The organism is Neisseria arctica (assembly GCF_022870905.1).
GTDB classification, from domain to species: domain Bacteria; phylum Pseudomonadota; class Gammaproteobacteria; order Burkholderiales; family Neisseriaceae; genus Neisseria; species Neisseria arctica.
The window spans coordinates 1146991-1165134 of record NZ_CP091510.1; the positions used below are offsets into that span (position 1 = coordinate 1146991).

Annotated in this window: 15 protein-coding genes and 1 pseudogene; 6 read left to right on the plus strand and 10 right to left on the minus strand. The window is 45.1% G+C overall.

What is annotated here, in order from left to right:
• Window positions 1-85: 85 nt before the first annotated feature.
• Genes hpnD through ung form a run of 4 tightly spaced genes read left to right on the plus strand, consistent with a single transcriptional unit; the run spans window position 86 to window position 3658 of the window.
• Entirely contained in the window at window positions 86-934 is an 849-nt protein-coding gene (gene hpnD, locus LVJ86_RS05190; RefSeq protein ID WP_047761356.1) for a presqualene diphosphate synthase HpnD, read from the plus strand.
• On the plus strand, window positions 931-2241 hold the full coding sequence (gene hpnE / locus LVJ86_RS05195) for a hydroxysqualene dehydroxylase HpnE (RefSeq protein WP_047761357.1): 1311 nt from the start codon (window positions 931-933) through the stop codon (window positions 2239-2241). The genes hpnD and hpnE overlap by 4 nt, the downstream gene beginning before the upstream one ends.
• A gap of 11 nt (window positions 2242-2252) precedes the next feature.
• Window positions 2253-2972: an SDR family oxidoreductase gene (locus tag LVJ86_RS05200; protein ID WP_047761358.1), complete on the plus strand. Its 720-nt coding sequence runs from the start codon at window positions 2253-2255 to the stop codon at window positions 2970-2972.
• Between the two features lie 26 nt (window positions 2973-2998).
• Entirely contained in the window at window positions 2999-3658 is a 660-nt protein-coding gene (gene ung, locus LVJ86_RS05205; protein WP_047761359.1) for a uracil-DNA glycosylase, read from the plus strand.
• 90 nt (window positions 3659-3748) lie between these two features.
• Here ung and pdxH read toward each other — a convergent pair whose 3' ends face one another.
• On the minus strand, window positions 3749-4381 hold the full coding sequence (pdxH, locus tag LVJ86_RS05210; RefSeq protein WP_047761360.1) for a pyridoxamine 5'-phosphate oxidase: 633 nt from the start codon (window positions 4379-4381) through the stop codon (window positions 3749-3751).
• A gap of 650 nt (window positions 4382-5031) precedes the next feature.
• Here pdxH and LVJ86_RS05215 point away from each other — a divergent pair.
• Both LVJ86_RS05215 and LVJ86_RS05220 read left to right on the plus strand, forming a co-directional pair.
• Window positions 5032-5337, plus strand: a complete 306-nt coding sequence (locus LVJ86_RS05215; RefSeq protein WP_235284610.1) for a DUF6853 family protein — start codon at window positions 5032-5034, stop codon at window positions 5335-5337.
• 426 nt (window positions 5338-5763) lie between these two features.
• Window positions 5764-6765 (plus strand): tyrosine-type recombinase/integrase, encoded by a 1002-nt coding sequence (locus tag LVJ86_RS05220; protein ID WP_047761361.1) that lies wholly within the window; start codon window positions 5764-5766, stop codon window positions 6763-6765.
• Between the two features lie 37 nt (window positions 6766-6802).
• Here the strand turns inward: LVJ86_RS05220 and LVJ86_RS05225 are convergent, their stop codons facing one another.
• The 9 genes and pseudogenes from LVJ86_RS05225 to LVJ86_RS05265 form a co-directional block, all read right to left on the minus strand.
• Window positions 6803-7510, minus strand: a complete 708-nt coding sequence (locus tag LVJ86_RS05225) for an IncC plasmid conjugative DNA transfer DtrJ family protein (RefSeq protein WP_047761362.1) — start codon at window positions 7508-7510, stop codon at window positions 6803-6805.
• Window positions 7500-9548, minus strand: a complete 2049-nt coding sequence (gene traD, locus LVJ86_RS05230) for a type IV conjugative transfer system coupling protein TraD (protein ID WP_047761363.1) — start codon at window positions 9546-9548, stop codon at window positions 7500-7502. Before traD ends, LVJ86_RS05225 begins: the two co-directional genes overlap by 11 nt.
• Window positions 9545-10036 carry a conjugal transfer nickase/helicase domain-containing protein gene (locus LVJ86_RS11075; protein ID WP_414629261.1) on the minus strand — a complete coding sequence of 164 codons (492 nt, stop codon included), beginning with the start codon at window positions 10034-10036 and terminating at the stop codon, window positions 9545-9547. The genes traD and LVJ86_RS11075 overlap by 4 nt, the downstream gene beginning before the upstream one ends.
• A 954-nt stretch (window positions 10037-10990) precedes the next feature.
• Window positions 10991-12045: pseudogene (gene mobH / locus LVJ86_RS11080) on the minus strand (MobH family relaxase); the annotation flags it as partial.
• Between the two features lie 11 nt (window positions 12046-12056).
• A complete protein-coding gene (locus tag LVJ86_RS05245) occupies window positions 12057-12719 on the minus strand; it encodes a hypothetical protein (RefSeq protein ID WP_152667059.1) in 663 nt (220 codons plus the stop codon).
• Between the two features lie 356 nt (window positions 12720-13075).
• The gene (locus tag LVJ86_RS05250) at window positions 13076-13516 is read right to left on the minus strand and encodes a hypothetical protein (RefSeq protein WP_047761364.1); all 441 of its coding nucleotides are present in this window, start codon (window positions 13514-13516) and stop codon (window positions 13076-13078) included.
• Entirely contained in the window at window positions 13497-15782 is a 2286-nt protein-coding gene (locus LVJ86_RS05255) for a hemagglutinin repeat-containing protein (protein WP_342346023.1), read from the minus strand. Before LVJ86_RS05255 ends, LVJ86_RS05250 begins: the two co-directional genes overlap by 20 nt.
• Before the next feature lie 105 nt (window positions 15783-15887).
• A complete protein-coding gene (locus LVJ86_RS05260) occupies window positions 15888-16202 on the minus strand; it encodes a hypothetical protein (RefSeq protein ID WP_047761365.1) in 315 nt (104 codons plus the stop codon).
• A gap of 29 nt (window positions 16203-16231) precedes the next feature.
• Window positions 16232-18031: a VENN motif pre-toxin domain-containing protein gene (locus tag LVJ86_RS05265; RefSeq protein WP_244702619.1), complete on the minus strand. Its 1800-nt coding sequence runs from the start codon at window positions 18029-18031 to the stop codon at window positions 16232-16234.
• Window positions 18032-18144 lie beyond the last annotated feature (113 nt).

The following is an 18144-nucleotide window of genomic DNA, read 5'->3' on the forward strand; positions in this document are numbered from 1 at the left end:
TTAAGATGAAATTTGCTGCTATGCGTATTTGTGGCCGTCTGAAAATCCGCTACAATTCCACATTGATAAATGACCGGGAACAAATGTGCAGCCACTTGAATATTGCCGCCAAAAAGCCGCAGAAAGCCGTTCTAGTTTTTTGGCCGCTTTCCGTTTTTTGCCCCAGCACCGGCAAGATGCATTGACGGTGCTATATGCATTTTGCCGTGAATTAGACGATGTGGTAGACGATTGTTCTGATCCGTCAGTCGCGCAAACCACGTTGAACTGGTGGCGTTTGGAGTTGGATAAAGTATTTTCAGACGGCCTGCCCGAGCATCCCGTATGCCAAGCATTGCAAACAACAGTCAAAGATTTTTCACTGCCTAAAGAGGAGCTATTAGAAGTGGTGGAGGGCATGCAAATGGATTTGCAGCATGCCCGTTATGCGACTTTTGCCGATTTGCAGCTTTACTGTTACCGCGTAGCCGGGGTAGTAGGCAGGCTGATTACCCGTATTTTAGGATTTACCCGTTCGGAAACATTGGATTATGCCGATAAAATGGGGTTGGCTCTCCAACTAACCAATATCATCCGCGATGTCGGCGAAGATGCTAGAAGCGGGCGTATTTATCTGCCTACCGAAGAATTGCAGCGCTTTAATGTGCCTGCCCAAACAATTATGCTAGCAAAGCCCGATCAAGCATTTGCACAACTGATGGCCTTTCAAATCGGGCGCGCCCGCCAAATTTATCGGGAAGCAGTAGCACTTTTACCGGCCGAAGATAAAAAGTCGCAAAAAGTAGGACTGATTTTGGCCGCGATTTACTATGCTTTACTAAATGAAATAGAGCGGGATGGTGCGCAAAACGTGTTGAAATACAAAATTGCTATTCCCGGCCCACGCAAAAAGCGTATTGCCTTGAAAACCTGGCTGCTGGGATTCAAACCATGAAAAATCCGGCACGAAAAAAAATTGCCGTTATCGGTGCAGGGTGGGCAGGGCTTTCCGCCGCTATACATCTAAGTGCCAAAGCCGACGTAACTATATTTGAGGCCGGTAAACAAGCGGGGGGTAGGGCTCGCGCATTGAATGCCGTTAATCATAATTTTAGTTTTCTAGATAACGGCCAGCATATTTTGCTTGGCGCTTATCACGGCGTACGCACATTGTTGAACCGAATCGGTGTAAATGAAGCAGAAGTTTTCGAGCGCCGGCCTTTGCAGTGGTATATGGCAGACGGTTTGCAGTTCTCCGCCTCCAGCAGGCTGCCTGCACCTTTGCATTTGATAACAGGCATTCTTCGTGCGAAAAATATCGGTTGGGCAGATAAGATCCGCCTGCTCGACAGCATGAAGGCTTTGCAAAAGCGCCAACACTTCAACCCTGCGGATATGAGTGTGGCTGATTGGTTGAATGTCCGTCAAATGCCGCGTAAATTGGTGGCAGAGTTTTGGCAACCGTTGGTATGGGGCGCATTGAATACGCCTTTGCAAAATGCCAGCCTGAATATTTTAAGTAACGTTCTGCAAGACGGTGTATGGGCTGATAAAGCGGCAGGCGATTATCTGTTACCTAAATGTGATTTAGGGAAACTTATGGTCGAGCCTGCCTTAAGTTTCCTCAAAAAACAAAAAGCAACTATTCGGTTGGCAACACGGGTGGGAAAATTACAAATCAGCCCCGACGGACGTGTGCGTATTGAAAATGAACTATTTGATGCGGTAATTTTAGCCGTTGCCCCATATCACGCCGCCGCATTAATGCCGTCTGAAACACCACACTATATCCAATCAGAATATTCAAAAATACAGTATCACGCCATCACCACCGTATATTTGCGTTATGCCGAAGCTCTCGAAATGCCCTCTGCAATGACCGGTTTTAGCCGGGGAACGGCGCAATGGTTGATATCACGCGGTGCATTGGACGGAGATAAGCACGAACTAACCGCGGTGATCAGTGTGTCTGATTTACATTCCAACCACACCAATGAACAATGGATTGAACGTGTGCATGCAGATGTATTAAGAATTTGCCCGACGCTTAAAGCCCCCGTTGCCGCACGTGTGATCACCGAAAAGCGTGCAACTACTGCCAGTACGGTTAACCGCCGTCTGCCTGATACGGTTTGGCTGCACCACCATCACATTTATCCTTGCGGTGATTATCTGCATCCGCGCTATCCCGCTACACTGGAAGCCGCCGTACAACACGGACAAAGCACCGCCGCGTTATGCCTGAACAATTTAACTGCTTGAAGGGAAGCGAAATGACTCAACTGACCGATAAAATCATTCTGGTGACCGGTGCCTCGCAAGGCATAGGCGAACAAGTCGCCAAAGCCTATGCGGCTGCAGGTGCTACTGTAGTATTAGTCGCACGCCATCAGAAGAAATTGGAAAAAGTATACGACGATATTGTAGCCGCCGGCGGCCCGGAACCGTTTGCAATTTGCTTCGACCTGCTTACCGCCGAAGAAGCCGAATTCGGCCGCTTGGCAACCACTATTGCCGAAGCGACCAACCGCAAACTCGACGGTATTGTGCATTGTGCCAGCTATTTTTACGCATTATCCCCTTTGGATTTCCAAACCGTATCAGAATGGGTGAACCAATACCGTATCAATACCGTCGCTCCGATGGGGTTGACCCGCGCATTTCTACCGCTTTTGAAAGAATCTCCCGATGCTTCGGTTATTTTTGTCGGAGAAAGCCATGGTGAAGATCCTAAGGCTTACTGGGGCGGTTTCGGCGCTTCTAAAGCAGCACTCAACTACTTATGCAAAGTAGCTGCCGATGAATGGGATCGTTTTGACAACCTACGCGCCAATGTATTGGTGCCGGGGGCGGTTAACTCTCCCCAACGTATGAAAACCCACCCTGGCGAAGCCCGTAGCGAGCGTAAAAACTACGAAGATATCATGCCGCACTTCGTATGGTGGGCAAGTAAGGAAAGCAAAGGCCGTAGCGGTGAAATCGTTTATTTGTAAATCGAACCGGTAAAGCACAAACAACTATGAATACTTGGAAAGAAGCCTTGGGCGCTGAAAAACAGCAGCCTTATTTCCAACATATTATTAATACCGTAAGGGCGGAGCGAAACAACGGCCAAGTTATTTACCCGCCCGAAAAAGATGTTTTTAACGCTTTTCGGGCAACTGAATTCGACCAAGTAAAGGTGGTGATTCTAGGGCAAGATCCATATCACGGCCCGGGACAGGCTCATGGGCTTTCTTTTTCCGTACGGCCGGATATACAGATTCCCCCGTCTCTACAAAATATTTATAAAGAGTTGGCAGACGATATCATCGGCTTCCGTATTCCTTCGCATGGCTATTTGCAAGCATGGGCGGAGCAGGGTGTATTGTTATTGAATACCGTTTTGACCGTTCGGGCAGGGCAGGCACACTCTCATGCATTATTGGGGTGGGAAACCTTTACCGACAAAGTCATCCGCCAGCTGGCCGAGCAAAGGGAGCATCTTGTATTTATCTTATGGGGTAGCCATGCCCAGAAAAAAGGAGCCTTCATCGACAGAAACCGCCACTTGGTAATAACATCCCCCCATCCATCGCCTTTATCTGCTTATCGTGGTTTTTTTGGCAGCAAGCCTTTTTCACGCACCAATAAGTATTTGCAAGAACATGGTAAAAGTATGATTAATTGGCAAATATAAGTATAATAAGCGACATATATGCAAAAGGCCGTCTGAAATATAATTTTTCAGACGGCCTTTTTCTTTTAGAGTTATTAAGATTCTTTTGTCTTAAGGTGCCAATCGCGCTTTCAGCCAAACACCGTTTTCTTGCCGGTAACATATACGGTCATGCAAACGGCTCGGCCGGCCTTGCCAGAATTCCATATAATTAGGTATGACGACATAGCCACCCCAATGAGGAGGGCGGGGAACATGAAGAGGATGTTTTAAACCGATAGCCGCTGCACGCTTAACCAATACTGATTTGCTTTCAATAACTTGGCTTTGTTCGCTTGCCCATGCTCCGATTCTGCTTGTATAGGGGCGGCTTTCGAAATATTCGTCTGATGCTTCCGGCGAAAGACGGCTGACGCAACCTTCAACGCGCACTTGCCGCTCCAGCTCAGGCCAAAAAAAAGTTAATGCCGCAAAAGGATTTTCCTCTAGCGAACGGCCCTTGCGGCTAAGATAATTGGTAAAAAATACAAAACCTTCAGAATTAACTTCTTTTAATAAAACCACCCGGTTAGAGGGTTTTCCGTCTGTGCCGACGGTTGCAATATTCATAGCCGTAGGTTCGTTTACTTTGGCATGTATGGCGGCTTTAAGCCAATATTCGAACTGCACAATAGGATTGGCATTGCATTCATGTTCGGATAATTCCTGTTTAGAGTAATCTTCGCGAATATTGTGCAGATCCATTTTGGGAGTTGTCCTTTTGAGTATTTATGTTTAAAAAATAAAATTAGAGGGAAAAGGAGCCAAGCATCGCACTTATCTTCGTATGAGATTGTATATGTATATATTGTTTTCATAAAGCTGCCTTATGTATTTAGCTTAAGTGCCTGTACACTTCCATGAATAAACTGTACCGTCTGAAAATCCAAACCTTCAGACGGCGTTTTTTCTATATCCGTGCGGCATAAATATCCACCTTGCTATAATTAATGATTGTTATAATTTGTACATGCTACATTGCTACTGAAAAAACTATCAGCGAAGGAAAGGATACAATAGGCAAAGTGACCGAACAGTTATTTGACTCTTTAGCCAAACAAAACGGTTTCATCAAGGATAGTCTGTTTATGCAGCTCAGGAGAGCAAAGGGGTATTAAAAGTTACTGATCAATTTTATTTGGATGCCCAACATAAAAACCACTTGGAGGTTTTTGATAAAAATGGAAACTTTAAATTTGTTTTAAATATGGATGGTTCGTTCAACCAAATAAAAACCAAAGCAGCAAAAGGGCGTAAATTAAACTTAAAATAGGAAATTATTATGGAAACATTGAATGATGTAAAAAAAAATTCTGATTAATTTAGGTCTTCACCAAGGATTTGACTTAACAGATTTGCAAATATCAAGAGCTATAGATCATGAAATAGGCAATATTAGGTGGTGTAAAGATTACACTTTAGAAGGAGATTGGGATAATGAGTTTAAAGAAGATTTAAGAAATTTTTTAAATTATATGAGGATATGTCAATTTGCGCTAAACGATCAAAATTTCAAAATTGCTAGTAATGCCTTATTTATGGCTATGATTTATGCGGGTAATCTATCTCAAATTTTTGATGCTATAAAATCCGACATATCAACATTATTAAGTGCGGAGTATAAGGTAAATGATTTCCAATGGCCACAACTTGATGAATAGCAAGCGTAGGCACAGTGCATATTGCCTGCACATTTCCATGAATTTTCTAATTATTCATAAATAAACTATGCCGTCTGAAAATCCAAATCTTTCAGACGGTTTTTTTATTCTATCTGTATGAGTATGAATGCTCAGCCTAGTTACAAGTCTGGGTCTATTAAATGAGAGAAATAAGAATAGTTACTTTATTTTTTACTCCATCATTATTCACACCATCTTTAAATTTAACATAATATACATTATTGCAAAGTTATATTATCTTATATTGAGATTTGTATGTCGAATTTTTCCTTTCTATATCCATTTACACTTTCCCGTTATGCAAATGGGGGCTTTAAGCATTAACTTTAGTTGAGATTTAATTTTATTCGAAATATGATATTTCCTCAAGGAGACATCATCGAATGAAAGCAACAAAATTTATCAATGATACATATTTGGCCATGTTACATTTTCCAACATTTTATTGATAGCCTTGAACAATTGGGCTACGCAGAAACAACAAGAAAGAGTTACCAATCTCAGCTTAAAAGATTTGGAGCCATTTTAATCGAACTGGGTTATAAATATCATGATGAATCTTTAACCAGCCTGCCAATTTTTTACAAGACGCTTTTTGAACATCACAAGCGGCTACTAAAAGCAGCCGGCAGAAAAGGGATAAGCAATGCTTGCTTAAATCAATATATTTCTGCTTGGAATCGATTCTGCCGTTGGTATGTTAATAGTGGGGTACAGAAGCATACCAAGTCCCCCCGGCATAGCAACAGCAGGTGGCGGACTCAGTACCTCAGACATTTCTCAGTCGGATCATGCCGTTCTTTTAAGGTTTACCCAAAGCTTCCTTGTATAGTGGAATTGGATAAGTTGGTATGGAAGGAACCGGATAACTTCCAAGATTATCATTCGTTGAGACAATGGTGTATTGTTGATTTACTTAGTACAGCTGCACTGCGAGTCAACGAAATCAGGCACCTGAGAATCCAAAATATTTCATTAAAACACCAAGCTGTAATGCTGCAAAACGGGTTTGCTCATCCGCGCAATATTTATCTGGATAATAAGTCAACAACTTATCTCTCTCAGTATTTGCGATTATTGAAGAAACAACTTAATTTGCCTCGCCTACCTAAGGATATGTTTTTGTTTGTAAAGAAAAACAAACCACTATCTAAAGGCGAACTGTACCAGACAACCCGATTAGTTACTTATCATACTTTGGACTTTGCGCTCACTCCTCATCAAATCAGAATAGCATGTGGCAGAACCCTGTTCTTTAAATGCAGAGATGAACGTTTAATCCAAGAATTTATGGGATATGACACACTCGCCCCCATTTTGAAGTATCACTCGGTTGATATTGCAACCTTTAAGGATGTTTTGAGTAAATACCACCCTCGTTTTGTGAGAAAGCACCAAAATCTTTGAGAAAATAAAAATCTTTATTTCCTCAAAGATTTTATTTTTAAAGATATTTCTTCAGATATTTTGCCTGCAAAAAAACCATGTATGCACTGCTAAAAATAGGCAGCAACAGCCAGTAAGGGGATAATGTAAATGGGCTGCACAGGTAAAACAGAATGCTTAACCAAATAATGCCGCTCCGCCAGTATTTTGCCCGATGATAAATACCGGCACTCTCTCTTGAGGCATTCTTTTGACGGATACGCCGCATGACCAAACCATCAATTAAGGCCAAAACATAGGCGGTAAAGGCTAAACCGACAAATAAAAAAATGTTACCGATACGGAGGGAGATAAGCTGTAAAGTTTTGTCGAAATGTTTCAGCAAGTCCAATCTCGGCATTAGGTAATTCTTGAAGCGGTATCCAAAATCTGTTTCAGTTTGTGCTGCTAACGCAGTATTAACCTGTGTCCACTCGAAAAACATCGTGCTGAGGGCATGGTAGGATAAACGGGCAACAGAGGTATTGATGTTTTCAGACGGCCTGTTTTCATCCTGCCACAGGCTGCGCTTGTCATGCTGGACCAGTTCCATATGCTTTAATTCCTGATTCAGCAAATCAGGAGTCTGTAAATAGTTTTGGCTAATCAAGGATAATCCGAAAATAATCAATACAATTAAAAACACGGTATAGAGTGCTTTGAAGGGGGAGAGTAGGAACTTCAAAGGCAGAGAGTTCATATACCATCCGCTAGCTTTAGCTGCCATAGGCCACTCCTTCCACAAATGCACTTTCGTCTTCGACAGGCAGGCTTAGGCGGTAAGTTTCACGCATAGCCGCAGCAATATCGGTAATATGGCGAGGAATAATTGCAGCTTCCTCAGAATCAACTTTTGGGAGTGGCAGCCTTATTTTGTACAACTGACCACCTTCAATCAATGCAAACGCCTGGCCTTTCGGAAGCTGTGTCAAATCAGCTACGGTCAGCATAGGAACGGTTTCTGCACCAATACGGTCTTCGTTACCACTGCCAAAATCCTCATGACTGTCAGGAAATGCGACATCATTAGCGCGTGAGACCAAGGTACTGGCCATAATTTTTACTTCAGGTAACTGGTTGGTCAGCATTTCTGCAGTTTCTGCCGTCTTAACGCGAAGCATAATCATGGTATTCAAGTTACCACCAATTTGGCCGGCCTTAGCCGGTGAACCGATTTTAGCCTCCACATCTTTCCAGGTTTGCGTGTAGACGGTTACTTGATAGCCTGCGCCGCCAGCCTTATTGAGCAACGGAATAAATTCATCTCCGATGAGCTCGTTAAACTCATCGGCATGAATGGATATCTTTCGCTTGCCGGTAACACCGCTTTGGCCAAAACCGTGTCCGTGTTTGTAAATTTGGCCGGCAAGTGACGTTAAATCTGCAAACATGGCGTTACCGACAGTTCCGGCAACCTCTGCGTCAGAAAGTGAATCCAGACCAACATAGACAACCGCATTGCTTTCAATCACTTTTCGCCAGTCCATAATTGGTCGGGAATCAAGCAAATCAGAAGTATCCGGGCTGATGAGTTTGGCCACATCACCGGTGGTCAATTTTTCAAGCAGAGGATAGAGCGAGCTGACCAGCTTTTCAAAATAGGATCGGTCATTTGAAAGGATGCCGCCCAAGGCATCTATCAGCGGTTCATTGTGCTGTTTGGCCTTAAGAAAAGACCCCAATTTGATAGTATCCAAATTGCGTCCGGTTTTAACGGCCGTTTTGGCCTCTGATTCCGGTAAAGCGAATTCCTCAAATTCTTTTAGCCAACCGGGATAATTTTTATCCAAAATCAGACGGAAGTAGTCGCCGGCCAATTGGTCAACGTTGGCAGCAGCTTTATAGATATTTTCGTAATTAGGCTTGATGGACAAGCCTTCCATGGTTTTAGTCAGCACATTGACAAAGCGCCATACGAAATCCCGGAAGGCGGCCGACTGCCCCTCACTGGGCAACTGATTGGCGATACGGGTGGCTACTTCCGTGATACGGCCATAGTCACTAATCGGGTTATAACGGCAACTGTGCTCCGGAAAACCCAAATGAAACATGTAGAAGGGTCTTCCTGCTTTTTGTGCTTCCACATACATACGGATCATCAAATCCGCATCACCTTTAGGGTCAAATGCAATAGTTACATCGCCACGGGCGATATCCTGCACAATCATGGTTTCACACAGGCGGGTTTTGCCGACACGGGTGGTGCCAAGTACAACTTTGTGGCCGACACGTTCCCCCAAGTCTTCCCAAATATCTTGTTCATCTATTTCAATCCCGTGGAGTTCAGGTGACCCGCCGACAGGAGGTAATGGTGCAACCGGATTCCACCAGGCATTTTTGCGCGTCAGGTGTGTCACCCAATTGCTGCCCGGGGTTTCAATTTCATATTTTCTTGCCGCACGGTACAAGGCGGAAGGCCTCAAAAGATGCTCGTTTTCCGGTTGGCGAACCATGAACAGACGCTGGGTATGGGTCTGCGTCCAACGGAAGCCCTTACCCAGGTAAAGAGCCTTATCTGATACGGGAATTTCATCTGCTGTCAGTGCATAGTAGGGTAGTCTGCGGATATTCTTGCGAAATTTCATGATGCGTCTGGCAGAAAGCGTACGTTTTAGTGCGGCACCGCCGCAAAACAGCAGACCGCCGTAAGCAACCGGTGTCGGCATAGGCAACACGGTCAATGCTGCGGCAGCTGAAGTATAAGCTGCGACACTGATCCACTCATAAGGGGCTCGATAAACATTTTCGGGAAATTGGGTACTCATTCCTGCTCCAGATTCAAAAGGTCAGCATCATTTTCCAAGGCGATATTGGTATTGTTCGCCGGGCGAGAGCTGGGCTGGATAATATGTTTGATATTGTGTTCGGGAATCAGATAACAATAAAACAGACGTTTATTGCTGCCATTGTTGGCAATAGCGCGAAATAGCGCTGTACGCTTACTTCTTTTGTGCAGACGCAAAGATTCAAAGCCTTTCTGTGCCATAGGCCCAAAACTTTCCGTATCCGATTTATTGAACACGCCACCTGCATAATCCCTAAAAATAACAGGGGAAACCAACAGCATACCGTGTTCAATGAAATGAACCGGCGAACCTGATTGATTGGTCGAAATTGATCCATCTGCCAATCCGTTGCCGAGCCAATGGATGAATTGGATACCGCGCTGGCGGGCTTCTACCTTTTTTTCTTCGATTGCGGGGATAATCTGCTCTTCGTTCTCTGCTTCCGCTTTAAGCTGTTGCTCAGCCATGCTGCTTTCCAAAATCGTGATTTCTTTCAGGCCTGACTGAACGTCTTCAAGTGTCGGATCAGGGGCAATTTTTACCGGTCTAGGACTTGATTCCGGAGCGGATTGACGTTCACGGATGATTTCTTGCAATCCTGTTTGAGCAGTATCTGCCTGTGTCAGTTTTTCTATTGGTTGTTTTTTCTGATTTTCCGGACTGCTTGGCGGTTTTTCTTCGTCAAATACTTCGGCAAATAGTTGTGTCAACAAGGTTTTGTTGGATTTTCCTACCGGTTTTCTATTCTTGGGCTCCGTATTTGCAGACTTATTTTGATTTTGGATTTTGCCGCCCACCACCTCAGACTGTAATGGAATATCGGTTTTGGGAATTTCAGGTCGCCGTGATTCAGAATTCGACGGCAAAGATTCTGTAGCCGTACCTCCCTGCTCGATGACGGAATCAGCCTCTTCTTCAGTAATCAAATTGAATTTGGAAAGCAGGCCGTCTATACCTACGACAGTATCTTCCGGCACAGGTACGGTAGGCAGAGAAATCGGCAGGTCATCAGTTTTTTTCTGCGCAACACTGGTTTGCTCGGGTTCGGTTATATGGAGGGAAGATACGTTTTCAGGAGAAGATCCCTTATGAGCCAAGAAGTCTACTTTCGCTTTCTGCTTGGCATCATCTTGCAAATCGGAGGTTTTATGCACGTCTGGAACCGGAACCGGCTGTTCTATGACGGGGAGGGTTGCCGGTTTTCCGGTAATAACTTGCAGACTGCCCTTAAATTCCTCAGGAAACGTACCGTCAGGGTAGAGTGTAGTTGCTTTAAAGCATAACACACTGAAATTGGCAGAAATTCGTTCGCCATCATTGCGGGTAAAGTTGACTTCGATATTGGAAACGGCTCTAAATGGATCTGAGGCAGGTACAATGGCACCGTATTCGTACAGAGTATCGAAAATCCGTTGATTATCGGAAGGAAAAGACGGCGCAGCAGGATGGCGATGATTGTGTAGGTATTGACGGACAAAGTCAGGGACATTTTTGGCCATCATGTAGATAAAATCACCTTGGCGGAAAAGGTCACCTCCCGCCGTAGTGGCGATACTGAAATGTGCGCCACGGTCAGACAACATCTCCCGTAAGGTTTCCATCACGGTTTCAATCAACGGCGTGCGTTTTGCGGAAGCAAAACGTTGACGGCTGCCTGATTTCAAGTCGCGGGAAACGGATACCATATCTGCACGCGTAATTACTTCCTGCAGCGGGCTGCCATCTTTTTGTCCGCTCAAATAATTACGCAATTCAATCATCAGGCTTGGGTCGGTTTTGGCAATCCAACGCCGGACATGCGCGGGCACCAAACTCTGAAAAAACGTCCAGGCGATTTCGGTATGGGCGCGATAGGCCGATCGTGCATCAGGAAAAGTCACACGATAATATGCTTGGTCGCTGTCTGTCATTGATCCTGCATCAGGCAACCATAGTGTGTGCTCGTGTGTGACTGTGTCAGCATACAGTTCGATGCTGAAACCGGTAATGGTCTTGCCCACATCATGCAATATGGCCGCGCACATAATGCCGTAACGCCATACGGCTGTTTTTTTGCAATATCTTCGGTTTTTGCATTGGGCGGCCAGGATTGTGAAGTTGAGGCAATCAGTGCCAGGCAGGCAACGTCAAGCGTATGCTTGACCAGGCCGCCGTCTCCTGCATGGTGGTGTGATTCCGAAGCCGGAAGGCGCTGTACGAATTCGATATATTGGTACAAAAAAGGCAGGGCATCTTTCTGCCAGTTTTCATTAGACAGCCCCAGATTGTTTTTAATATTCGCAAGCAGAGGAGACAGATCCAGTGTACGGACAAGCTGATCTGCATTCAGCACCAAAAACCGATCGCCACTGATACAGGGCATATCGGTTTTTGGTAAATCGTCATCGGCTGATGTATCGGATTTGTGTTTCAGTAGGTAGATGGCCGATAACGCGCCGGCAGACAGTGAGCCGAGCAGTAGGGTTTCCAGCAGCATAGAATCCCGTGTCACTCACAATACAGCAGGGCACGCAGCCATGCTGCAGTTTTACCTGCTTCTTCATGCGGCTGGTCCAGTACAATCAGATTAGGGAGCTTCATCTCGTGACGGCGGATGAAGCGGGAGAGACTTTCTTGGGTGGAATTCCAAATATCCGGACCGTACTGGGCGCGGAAAAAAAGGATTTCAAAATCCTGCGACAGGGCATGAATCAAGTCGTCGTCACATGCTGTTGAAGGCAAATCAGCAAGAATCTGTGTCAGCTTTTCTATTAAAAAGGGCGGGGTTTCGCTGCCGTCTTCAAACGTCATCAGTTCCATAAAGCCATCGGCACGCCCAATCCAATAAGTCAGCAGGCCGCTCCAGTTGGCATGGAGGTTCTTAAAATTCGAGAGCGCAGCGAATAACGTTCGGATATCGGTCTCAGTCATTTTGATCAATTGTGCTTCTTGAGGCCAATGTTCGTAACCATTTTGATCATGTAAATTTCTTCTTTCAATTAACCACCCAGGTTCTCCTTCTACTCCTCCTAAACAACTTTGTTCTCGAAGCAACTCTTCTAATTCTGTAAATCGCTCATTTTCTATTAAACAAGATAAAGCAAATTTAATAGCTGCATCTTCATTCAGTAATTCTTCTAAGTCTCTAAAAACTAAGTTATATAAATTCATATAAGTCTCACTTAATAGGGTGAACATTACCAACATAAGGACTTTTTGTTTTAGGATCAATATTTATATACACTTTAAATTTGATACCGCCTTCTTTAATTATGGAACTAGTTTCGCCATTCTTTTGGCTAGAGCATCATCAAAATCTATTAAATCATAAATATATAAACAAGCGTAGGGTGTGTGCCCCAGCACGCACGCGTTTGAACAATATACAGGGAATTTGGATATTTACGTTTATAACAAATGCCGTCTGAAAAATCTTATAAATTTTCAGACGGCATTGAATTCAAATCCATAGAACTCGTGCGTGCTGGGGCACACACCCTACCTGTGGATTTTAGGTTTCATGCAGGCTATGGCTTTTCTTTTTCCAGCTTTTCATAAACTTCTTTAACTGCTTTTTCCGATAGAGGTGCACCACATCGGCTACAGTATTTTATAAAGGGAGATATTCCTTTTGTGTAAGAAATGGAATTACTATCCATACCGATTGCTTTACCATTTAATTTTTGAAACCTATGGCAATGTGGGCACACCCCTAATATTAAGGTAGATATTAAACTATATAAAACAACGATCCAAAATATTCCTATCATCCACATTAAATGAGTATCATCTAATTGGATGTTAAATTTATAAATTTTATTCAATAATAAATATAAGACAATAATGGGTATGAAATAATAGATTAATCTTGATGGGAATAATCTATTTTGGAACTTTTTTGCTGTTATTAGTTCACTTTCTTTATTTTTTGGTTTAAAAGGTAGGGTTTCATTGTAATCTTTTTTCATGTTTGTTAGTCCTATAATTTAAAAAGTCCCATTTAATTACTCCACCAACTCCTAATTGTGTTTTAGCCGTAGCATTATTAGACCAGTTTTTATAAATAGATGAAGTTCCATCTGTTTTATATTCTCTCCCTTCGGTTACTTCCGTATTTAAATTCACAACTCCTGCATTTAGCTCAACAGAAGCTTTAGTTGATAATGTGGCAGAATCAGGATTTGGCTTAGAGCCAAATGTTACTTCTCCTAAGTTGGCACTGGAGGAAATATTTACATTTTTTTCCTCTCTTTCCCATTTGCCTGCCTTAGCTTTAGCACCGACACCTATACCCACACCACCTTCAAATTGTGCTGCTGCCCCTCTGTTTCCGATGGCAACATTAGCTTTAACATTGCCTCCTACCCCAAGATAAAGTGCAGCATCTGTTGAGACTGAAAGCTCCATGCCTGTGGGATAAGTATAATCTTTCCAGCCATTATAGGTACTTGTATCAATTTTATTCCTTAAGTTTACACAGGTAGATGTATTGATACCCTTGTCACAGGCTGCATATAAGTCTTTTTGATTTTTTATTGCCGTACTTTCCCATTTATTCTCTACTTCAAGCTCACAAGATAAATTTCCTTTACAAGCTTTAAGCTCCGATTTCATTACCTGACGCTGGCCAATTTGCAGGTGGTAATTATTCTCCACCGCATTCTGCCCAGCCACAGCACCAATCTGCGCATTCAAAGCCGAATCACCGGCCAAACCACCCGATACCGTGCCGAATACCGCCGATAAGTCGCTGACCAGTGTCTTTTCCTGCTCACCCAATATGCTCGGATTGGTCGCTGCTTCTTCGCCAAACAGGGTTTGTGTGATGGCTTTGGCCGCCAGCTCGCTGCCCGCGCCGCTGACGGCACCGGCTTCAAAGCTGCCGCCGTTTACAACGGCCAATACGCCGCTGTTGACAGCATGGGCAAGCAGTTGCAGTGCTTCATTCGGATGGCTGCCGTTTTGACCGAAAGTTTGGCCGATCAGTTGGGCGGTGTAGGGGCTGGCGGTATTGACCGCTGCCTGAACTTCGCTTTGGCCGCCAAGTATGCCGGTAATCAGTGTCGTACCTGCGTTTAAGGCTCGGGCTTTGCTGCCGCCTGTTTCCCATGCTTTCACATTCTCCCGTGCTTCATTCAGACGGCCTCTGGCTGCTTCGATATCGCTTTGATTGCCGCTGAAGGTTGCACCCATCAGTTCTGTTTCAGCATTGCTGAGGGCTTCTTGGGCTTTGGCCAGTTGGTTTTGGCGGTAAGTCGATACGGCTGAAGCCACATTTGCCGTGGCCTTCGCCACAATCTGCTGTTTCTCCGTAATCTTGGCCAAATCGGGTAGGGCAGCAACGGCTCGGTGCGCGCTGCTGCTGTCGCTGTTTATGCCCAGTTCCTGTACGGTGGTGTCTTTACCGGCTATGTTCAGACGGCCTTCGCTCAGGGTGGCGTAGGTGGTGGTGCTGTCGCCGCCTTTTTCATATTGCGGCAAAGACGGGCTGAAGCTGCTGCCGTCGGTGTAGCCCGGTTCATTGTCGGGGTTTTCGCCATAGCCGCCGCTTAAGCCGACATTGGACGCGCTGTAGCTGCTTTGGTTTTGAATGTTTTCAAAGGTAAAGCGGTTGGCGGTCAGCTCGTTTTGCTCTTTAGGCGCGGTGGAGGCAATCGCGCCGCCTTTGAGGTGGACGCTGTCGGTGTTGATGTGGTAGCCGCCGTCTCCGGCGAAGAGGCCGGATTGGACGGATACGGTGTCGCTGCTGCCCGAGGCTTTGCTTTGGCTGAAGTTGCCCGAGGCTTCCCATGCGGTGCCAAAGGATACTTGAACGCGTACGCCCGCGCCGGTCTGTTTGTTTTCCTGCTCGAGATGGTCTTGGACGCTTTCGATGTTCAGACGGCCGCTCACACCGGCATCGATGCGGTTGGCGGTGGCCGCTGCCCCTTTGAGGGTGGTATCGCCTTCGCTCGCCAATTGGATATTGTCGGCTTTGAGGGTGGTGTGGTCGTGGGTTTGGGCAAGATAACGGTTTCTGCCTTTGCTGCCGCCGACTTCGCCATAGGCGTACACACCGGTTTGCGCGCCCACGGAAGCGCCGACACCGACCGATGCGCCGAGGCTGCTGTTTTTGCCGTCGGCTGTTTGGGCGGATTGGCCGGATTCGAGGATGAGGTCTTTGGCCGAATCTAAGCGCAGGATATCGGAGGAGAGATGACAAAAAAGCCGTCTGAAAGATTTGATGGCTTTCAGACGGCTTTTTCTACGAGTAGGCCATAGAACACGTGCGCGCTTAGGCGCACACCCTACACATGGATTTTAAGTTTCATGCAGGCTACGGCTTGCTACGCTTGCTTGTCATTCAGTACGAATTTTACCAATTTTTTTACGAACCAAATCTAGCGTTTTAAAACCAGCAACATCATCACCGTTTTTATATTGCACATATGCTTGTTCAATCAGCTGTAAACACTCGTCAAAAACAGGTTTATTACCTTTTTCTCTTTTTGCTAAGTCAATTCCTAATCTAAGCCCTTCGAATGCCAAAGATAAAGACCATTGGCTATCAAATGGCCGACCTTCCCTATTAGGAAAATCTGAAGGGGCACACATTGCTACAAAGCCAACATAATCTTTAAAACCATGTAAATCATCAAATGGGAAATCGTTCATTTAAAATCCTTATGTTTCAAAATTAATAATTATTGTGGAATACTATAAGATCCTCTAGAAGTTGCTCCAGAAGGTACAATAATGGTTGTTTTTGCACCATTACTGTAACGATTAAAATCTTGTATTTGCTTTGATTGTTTGGTTTTAAACTCCAATGATCCATCTAAAATTGTTTTAGATCCAGGAATATAAACATCAGGAATACGATATTTGCCACTCCCTAAAGGATCGTAGAGTCTGCGATTGATTTGAATGATTTCACTAGGACCTTCTTTAATTCCCTCATTTTTTAACCAGTCTCTTAAATTAACACGAGCATATTGGTCTGCATTGGATCCAATTTCTCTATTTGATTTTCCTATTTTACCTTGTTCCGCCAATTTTTTGGCTTGTGCATAACCCTGATCATAGAATTTTTGATAATTCATCCTAACAGCTTCTGTAAATTCTTGAATTGAGCGATAACCCGATTTCCCAATTGTTTGGGTTGCAGATTCCGTTACCTTCCGATTATTAGATATTTGCTCCTGCTTATTAACACTTCTAGATTGAGAAGAAGCAATATTTTTAGCAGTTTTCTGTTGATTACTTGCAGTAAAGATGGGTTTAACCGAACCCTTCGGTGTATTCCCGTATCCCCCAGCCAATAATGTCATGCCGATTTCTTGACTAGGAGTTAGCTTTACGCCGTCTCGCTGCATTCTCGCATCAAGAATAAAATCCAAAATATCCGCTTGAGCCTTCACTTCGGCATTGGCAACCATATTGCCGTATCCGCTTTTACGGATGGCACTGACCCTTTCTGAGGATTTGGATTGCAGAAGCGTTAATTCAGCATCGGTTAAAACGCCTTTTTGAATCAAATCTACAATTTTGGCATCGGCTTTATTTCTGGCAGCTTGGTATTTTGCTACAGCAGATTTGCAGCCGTTACATTTCTCATATTCTTCTGCCAATGCTTCAAAATCAGCAATACCGTAGCGTTTGAGTTTATTTTCAATCTCTAATAGTTGTAATGCTTCTTGACTGCCTTTCTTCGCTTGTTCCGCCAGATTTCTACGATATGTACTGCTGCCTAACCAGTTATTCTCCACCGCATTTTTACCCGCAACCCCGCCAATCTGTGCATTCAAAGCCGAACCACCGGCCAAACCGCCCGATACCGCACCGAAGGCAGACGACAAGTCTTTAATCAATGCCTTTTCCTGCTCGCCCAGTGCGTTAGGATTGGCTGCTGCTGCTTCGCCAAACAGGGTTTGTGTGAGGGCTTTGGCCGCCAGCTCGCTGCCCGCGCCGCTGACGGCACCGGCTTCAAAGCTGCCGCCGTTTACGGTTGCCAGTATGCCGCTGTTGAGGGCGTGGCCAATCAGTTGCAAAGCTTCATTCGGATGGCTGCCGTTTTGACCGAAAGTTTGGCCGATCAGTTGGGCGGTGTACGGGCTGGCGGTATTGACCGCTGCCTGAACTTCGCTTTGTCCGCCAAGTATGCCGGTAATCAGTGTCGTACCTGCGTTTAAGGCGCGGGCTTTGCTGCCGCCGGTTTCCCATGCTTTCACATTCTCCCGTGCTTCGTTCAGACGGCCTTGTGCGGCATCAATATCGCTTTGATTGCCGCTGAAGGTTGCCCCCATCAGTTCTGTTTCGGCATTGCTGAGGGCTGCTTGGGCTTTGGACAGTTGGTTTTGGCGGTAAACCGATACGGCTGAAGCCACATCTGCCGTGGCCTTCGCCACAATCTGCTGTTTCTCCGTAATCTTGGCCAAATCGGGTAGGGCAGCAACGGCTCTGTGCGCGCTGCTGCTGTCGCTGTGGATGCCCAATGCCTGCACGGTGGTCTTGGCGGAAAGATGATAAAAAGGCCGTCTGAAAGATTTGATAGCTTTTCAGACGGCATTGGGCTGTAGGCCATGGAACGCGTGCGTACTGGGGCACGCACGCTACA

What these genes read in the sequence shown, in the direction of transcription:
- hpnE (WP_047761357.1), top strand. Translation starts at nt 931, where the DNA reads ATGAAAAATCCGGCACGAAAAAAAATTGCCGTTATCGGTGCAGGGTGG.
- LVJ86_RS05250 (WP_047761364.1), bottom strand. Translation starts at nt 13,516, where the DNA reads ATGAAAAAAGATTACAATGAAACCCTACCTTTTAAACCAAAAAATAAA.
- pdxH (WP_047761360.1), bottom strand. Translation starts at nt 4,381, where the DNA reads ATGGATCTGCACAATATTCGCGAAGATTACTCTAAACAGGAATTATCC.
- traD (WP_047761363.1), bottom strand. Translation starts at nt 9,548, where the DNA reads ATGAGTACCCAATTTCCCGAAAATGTTTATCGAGCCCCTTATGAGTGG.
- LVJ86_RS05220 (WP_047761361.1), top strand. Translation starts at nt 5,764, where the DNA reads ATGATACATATTTGGCCATGTTACATTTTCCAACATTTTATTGATAGC.
- ung (WP_047761359.1), top strand. Translation starts at nt 2,999, where the DNA reads ATGAATACTTGGAAAGAAGCCTTGGGCGCTGAAAAACAGCAGCCTTAT.
- LVJ86_RS05225 (WP_047761362.1), bottom strand. Translation starts at nt 7,510, where the DNA reads ATGGCAGCTAAAGCTAGCGGATGGTATATGAACTCTCTGCCTTTGAAG.
- LVJ86_RS05200 (WP_047761358.1), top strand. Translation starts at nt 2,253, where the DNA reads ATGACTCAACTGACCGATAAAATCATTCTGGTGACCGGTGCCTCGCAA.
- LVJ86_RS05260 (WP_047761365.1), bottom strand. Translation starts at nt 16,202, where the DNA reads ATGAACGATTTCCCATTTGATGATTTACATGGTTTTAAAGATTATGTT.
- LVJ86_RS05245 (WP_152667059.1), bottom strand. Translation starts at nt 12,719, where the DNA reads ATGAATTTATATAACTTAGTTTTTAGAGACTTAGAAGAATTACTGAAT.
- LVJ86_RS11075 (WP_414629261.1), bottom strand. Translation starts at nt 10,036, where the DNA reads ATGGCTGAGCAACAGCTTAAAGCGGAAGCAGAGAACGAAGAGCAGATT.